Raw genomic sequence first — 5,788 nt, 5'->3', positions numbered from 1 at the left:
TGATCGCGATGGCGGAGGAGCTTGGCTTGGATGAGACCGAGATGGCGAAGGCGTTTCTTGCCAGTGGCCTGATCGGGGTCTTTATCGCCACCCGCTGGAGCTTTGCGGCGGAAGTGGGCGGCTGCCAAGCCGAGGGGGGCTCGGCGGCGTGCATGGCGGCGGCAGCGCTGGTACAGCTCGGTGGAGGCTCGCTCACGCAATCTCTGGCCGCATCCTCCATGGCGCTTCAGAACATGCTCGGCCTGATCTGCGACCCCATCGCCAATCGAGTCGAGGCGCCGTGCCTGGGCAAGAATGTCATGGCGGCGAGCAACGCACTCTCGTGTGCCAACATGGCTCTCTCGGGCTACGACCCGCTAATTCCCCTCGACGAAGTAATCGAAACGGCAAAGCGCGTCTCCGCACAAATGCCGCGTGAGCTGCGCTGCACCAATCTGGGAGGTCTCTCCATCTCCCCCACCTCGCAGGCCATCGAGGAGCGCCTTGTGCAGCTTCAGCTTCGGAGACAAAATACTTGAAATCCCCTAATATTGTCTTTATTCTCGCCGATGACCTCGGTGTTATTGATCTTGGATGCCAGGGAAGCACGTTCTATGAGACGCCAAACTTGGATCAATTGGCGAAAGAGGGCATGCGCTTCACCAACGCCTACGCCGCGTGCCCCGTTTGCTCACCCACACGGGCGTCGGCGCTCACGGGCAAGTGGCCGCAGCGCACGGGGGTTACGGACTACATTAATGCCTCCATTGGCAAGCTCGGCGGAATGAAGCCCGGCTTTCCGTTACTTTGTCCACCCGCTGCAGATAGGCTGAGCCTCTCCGAGACCACAATTGCCAAGAGGCTACAAAGTGCTGGCTATGCGACGGGTTTTGTGGGAAAGTGGCACCTCGGCGGTGAAGGCACGCTCCCGGAGAACCATGGTTTTGAGTTCAGTGTCGGCGGCGATGATCGTGGGGGTAATGCGCATGTTGGCCCCACAAAGCTTCACAATCTGGAGCTTGCTTCGGGTGAGTGGGTGATGGATCGGCTGACGGACAAAGCGATTGAGTTCGTGGCGCAGAGTAAAGACAAGCCGTTTCTGCTCTGGTTCACCCCCTACGACCCGCACACACCGCTGGTGAGTAAGCCGGAGCTCGTGAAAAAATATGAGGCCAAAGCCGCAAAGCTCACGGCGGAGTTTCGCGACGAGCCCCCACGCAAAGACCGCCGCACCCAAACGCATGCGGTCTACGCCGCAATGCTGGAGGACATGGACCGCAACCTCGGGCGGCTCTTTGAAACACTACCTGCCAATACGCTCGTGATCTTCACGTCGGACAATGGTGGCCTCTCAACCTCGGAGGGATCCCCGACCAGCAACGCCCCGTGGCGAGCGGGCAAGGGCTGGCTCTACGAAGGCGGCATCCGCGAACCACTTCTCGTGAAATGGCCCGGCATGGTCAAGTCCGGTACGCTCAGTGACGTACCAACCAGTACGCCGGACTTCTTCCCGACGTTTTTGGAGGCCGCTGGTATGCGCCCTGAAAAACTTGATGGTGTCAGCCTGGTTCCCGCGCTCAAGGGCAAGAAACTTACGCCACGCCCACTCTTCTGGCACTATCCACACTACGGAAATCAAGGTGGTGGGATGGCCGCCGCCGTTCGTGAGGGCGACTGGAAGCTGATTGAGTGGTTCGTGATTGACCGGATAGAGCTCTACAACCTCAAGAACGATCCCGGCGAGCAACGGAATTTAGCGGCGCAGGAGCCAGGGCGAGTGAAAGCGCTACAAGCTAAGCTACATGCCTGGCAGAAAGCCGTGGACGCCAAGTTCCCGATCAAAAATCCCAACCCCAAGAGTGAGGCAAAGTAAAGTGCTCTTAACGGCCCTGATGGCAAGCACCCTAACCCTGGCGGCGCAACCTGCCCCTGTCATATCCCTGATTCCCAGGCCTGTTTCCGTCACCCAAGCCAGTGGCACGTTCGTGCTGGATGAGCGCACCGTGATTGGCGCAGATGCCGCGAGCCGTCCGGCGGCGGCGGTGCTCTCTGGCTGGCTGAGGGCGACGACGGGGCGAGAGACGAAGATTGCGGGGCGCGGGAGTATCTCGCTGAAGGTGAATCCAGCGTTAACGAATCTCGGCAACGAGGGTTATGCGCTTGAGGTGAGCCCAAAGGGTGTGAGCTTGAGTGCGCCAAAGTACGCGGGGATTGTCAATGGGCTCCAGACCTTCCACCAGCTCTGGCCAACGGGACACGCATCGAAGCTTACCATTCCCGCTCTCAAGATCGAGGACCAGCCCACCTACGCCTGGCGCGGGATGATGCTGGATGTCTCGCGGTACTTTATGGACAAGGCCTATGTCCTCCACTTTTTGGACATCATGGCTGCCCATAAGCTTAATGTCTTGCACCTGCACTTAATTGACGACCAAGGCTGGCGCGTTGAGATCAAGAAGTATCCCAAGCTCACGGAGATCGGGGGCTTTCGCGGAGAGGGTGCGGCACAAGAAGGGGGCTTTTATACGCAGACCGACATCAAAGAGATGGTCGCCTACGCCGCCGCACGGAATATCACGATTGTGCCGGAGATCGAGCTCCCTGCCCACACCCTCTCGGCGGTGGCGGCCTACCCGTGGCTCTCGTGCACAGGAATCCAGCACAAGATGCCCACGACGCACTTCATCTCCGACGATCTCTACTGCGCTGGAAAGCCGACCACCTGGGCGTTTCTCAAAGACGTTCTTGACGAGCTTTGTGCACTTTTTCCGTCGCGGTACATTCATATCGGCGGCGATGAGGCCAAGTACACCAAGTGGAAAGCCTGTCCGGACTGCCAGAAAAAGAAGACGGAGCTGGGCTTGAAAGACGAGAAGGCGCTCCAAGGCTGGATGACCCGGGAGGTCGAGGCGATCTTAGCGAAAAAGGGACGGCGGATTCTGGGCTGGGACGAGATCCTGCGCTGTGGGGTCAGTCCGACGGCGGGGATCATGCCCTGGGCCGACCCAAAAGCGGCGAGCGATGCGGCGCGTAATGGCAACCCCGTGATGGTGGCCCTCACCGATCGCTGCTACTTCGACATGCAGCAGAGTAAGCTGCGCGGCGAGCTACCCGGCGCGGGCTGGCGCAACCCGGTCACTCTGCAAGCCGCCTACGACTGGGACCCAATGCCAACGGGCCTGACACCCGCGCAGCAGAAGAATATCATCGGCGTGCAGGGCTGCCTCTGGACCGATATGTTCCTGCACAAGCCCGAGATCAAGAAGCCCAGCCCCGCGCTCTACTGCGATTATTACTTGCTTCCCCGCGCCGCTGCACTCGCCGAAGTGGCCTGGACCCCACAAGCCCAGCGCAGCTTCCCGGACTTCACGGAGCGCATGCAGCGCCAGTATGTTCGCTACGCAGAGTCGGGCTGGAACTTCCGCCTCCCGCTCCCCGAGGTAACGCACAGTGGCGACTCCGTCACTGCAACGAGTCCCATCGAGGGCGGAACGGTGCGCTACACAACCGATGGCACTGATCCGATCGCCAGCTCGCCGGAGCTAAAAGGCTCTCTGGCGGTTGTGCGCTTCGAGGACTTCAAGGCCATCACGCTCGCCCCCGACGGCAAGCGCACCAGCCTGATCTTCGAGACGCTCACACAGAGCAATGAGTTTCGTGCGTTTGGCACCAAGCTCGGAGAGTGGAAGTCCGGGAAAGTGGGGGATCGCAAGCCGCTTGCCGTGGACTTCGAGGCCACGGGGCTCATCTCGGGCAATGGCACCTACCAGATCACCTTCCTCTACACGGGCGGCCGGGAGCGGCTGGACATTGATAAAGTCGAGGTCTTCCGCAGCGCCGAAACCACTCCGCTGGCCACCGACGCACACCACGGCTTCACCGGCGGCGCAAAGAAAGACAATGTCTACACCCTCAAGCTAGACGGCTACGAGACAGGCGCGGCATTTAAAATCCGCGCCCACATCTACGGCGACGAAGGCAGCGACTCCAACGGTATAGTGTTGATCAAAAAGCTGCCGCGTTGAGTCCTGACTAACGTTCGAGTGAAGCGGGCGGCGATCATGATTGGCCAGCGCCGCTCTGCAGCAGCTTGTTGGCCGTTCCGTAAATCACTGACGTCGTTCCAACTTGATTTCAAAAAGCTTCGGCCACAACTTGCCGGTGACGAACAGCCGATCTTGCGCAGAGTCAAATGCTATTCCGTTAAGCACCGCCTCGGAATCGAGCTGATTAGCGCCGGGGAGAATCCCTGCCAGATCAATCCAGCCCACCACACGGCCCGACTCCGGTGAGATTCTTGCGATGCTGTTGGTGTGCCAGACATTGGCGTATATCTCGCCGCGTACATATTCCAGCTCGTTCAGATTCTTCACGGGGACGCCGCCATCGCGAACCGACACTTGGCTCCGCGCCTGAAACGTGGCTGGGTCGAGGAAGCGTAATGTGTCGGTGCCGTCACTGACAATCAGCCGACTCCCATCGTGGGTCAGGCCCCAGCCCTCGCCGGTGAGCCGAAACATCCGCTGAAGCCCTAAGGTCGCCAGGTCATACACAAACCCGACGTTGGATTGCCACGTGAGTTGAACGAGCTGGCCGCCCCAATCCGTGAGCCCCTCGGCAAAGTACTGTGGATCGATGTGTTCCTGTTGAAGGACCTCACCGGTCTCAAGCTTGACCTTTCTGAGACTCGAACGTCCGTTGAGGCCGGTACTCTCGAACAAGAACCCGTCTCGAAAGACCAAGCCTTGCGTATACGCCTGTGAGTCATGGGGATAGGTGTTCACCACTCGATAGCCATACAGCGGCTGGCTCTGAATGGGACTTTGCACGTTTCCCGTACACCCGAACAGGGCGAGTACGGCGATCGTCAACAGGTTGCACAGAATTCTGTTCGTCATCTGAATCTGATCTGGCTAACGACTAAGCTCAGCATCTGGGGCCGCCGAGTGACCTATGACTCACGAAAAGCCCACATGCGGCCCCGGTCTGCTGCAGCGCCTGGTTCGGCTGATAATCTACGATGTCCCCTTTTCCTTTTCCTTCTTGTCTTCTGAACGAGGGCCGGGGAATTTGAAGAACTGGATCAGCAAGACGAGGGCGACGCCGAAGCCCGCTCCGGCGGTCATCAACCGGATCACATCCAGCGTGGGATACGTCTCGAAGCGGGGGTTGCCGGCTACGCCGGAAAAAGCAACCAAACTCATACACGCAACGAATACGGCCATCGCAACTTGAACGCGCCTCATGCTGGCTTGAACTCATGGTGTCCTCGTCGAGACGACTGAGCCACACTGCGGCAACTGCGCCGTGGGTTTCAGTAGTGATTGGTCCGCCGCCGAACTAGTGTTTCTGCCGCAGCGGTCATAATGACGATTTTGGGGTGTTATGCCGCAAACGGCTGTTGTCAGGTTCACTGTGAGATTTTTCATTTTTTATCAGAATTGTCCTTTCCCAACCGTTCTAAAGGTGAAGGTTACTCCCCACTTCTACAGGAAACAGTTTAACAAAGGATAACAACGACGTCAAACTTTCTGGACTAGCTTGCCACCCTCCTGTTTCTGTATCGTGACGTTCTGAAGCATGTTCTAACAGGAATGAACGGTTTTGCTTCTGAGTGCTCCCTGCATGACAGGAGTTTTGATGCTCGTTGCCGAATTTCTACCTCGTCGCCCACGCTGTTGTCGGGGCGCACGAAAGAGAACCTTATGCCTCAGGCACTGCCACCTCCCCGCCCTAATATCGTCTTTATCCTCTCCGATGACCTAGGGTGGGCGGACACGGAGCTCTATGGCAAGACGAAGCTCTACAA

The 5,788-nt window shown here is 58.7% G+C and carries 5 protein-coding genes; 3 read left to right on the top strand and 2 right to left on the bottom strand.

What is annotated here, in order from left to right:
* The 3 genes from ACH2EH_RS05480 to ACH2EH_RS05470 form a co-directional block, all read left to right on the top strand.
* Nucleotides 1-518, top strand: a 518-nt coding sequence (locus ACH2EH_RS05480; protein WP_395139698.1) for an L-serine ammonia-lyase, iron-sulfur-dependent, subunit alpha, incomplete at its 5' end; no start/stop codon positions are given.
* Nucleotides 515-1,852, top strand: a complete 1,338-nt coding sequence (locus tag ACH2EH_RS05475; RefSeq protein ID WP_395139696.1) for a sulfatase — start codon at nucleotides 515-517, stop codon at nucleotides 1,850-1,852. The genes ACH2EH_RS05480 and ACH2EH_RS05475, both read left to right, overlap by 4 nt.
* 1 nt (nucleotide 1,853) lies before the next feature.
* A complete protein-coding gene (locus tag ACH2EH_RS05470) occupies nucleotides 1,854-4,004 on the top strand; it encodes a beta-N-acetylhexosaminidase (RefSeq protein ID WP_395139694.1) in 2,151 nt (716 codons plus the stop codon).
* An 84-nt stretch (nucleotides 4,005-4,088) separates the two neighbouring features.
* Here the strand turns inward: ACH2EH_RS05470 and ACH2EH_RS05465 are convergent, their stop codons facing one another.
* Together ACH2EH_RS05465 and ACH2EH_RS05460 are read right to left on the bottom strand one after the other, a co-directional pair.
* Nucleotides 4,089-4,877, bottom strand: coding sequence for a glutaminyl-peptide cyclotransferase (locus tag ACH2EH_RS05465; protein WP_395139692.1), 789 nt, complete (start codon nucleotides 4,875-4,877; stop codon nucleotides 4,089-4,091).
* Nucleotides 4,878-4,994: 117 nt separating this feature from the next.
* Nucleotides 4,995-5,183, bottom strand: a complete 189-nt coding sequence (locus tag ACH2EH_RS05460; RefSeq protein WP_395139690.1) for a hypothetical protein — start codon at nucleotides 5,181-5,183, stop codon at nucleotides 4,995-4,997.
* Nucleotides 5,184-5,788: the final 605 nt, after the last annotated feature.

Origin of the sequence: Armatimonas sp. (assembly GCF_043760365.1) — a bacterium.
Classification (GTDB): domain Bacteria; phylum Armatimonadota; class Armatimonadia; order Armatimonadales; family Armatimonadaceae; genus Armatimonas.
This window is presented reverse-complemented; position numbering and strand designations above follow the sequence as displayed.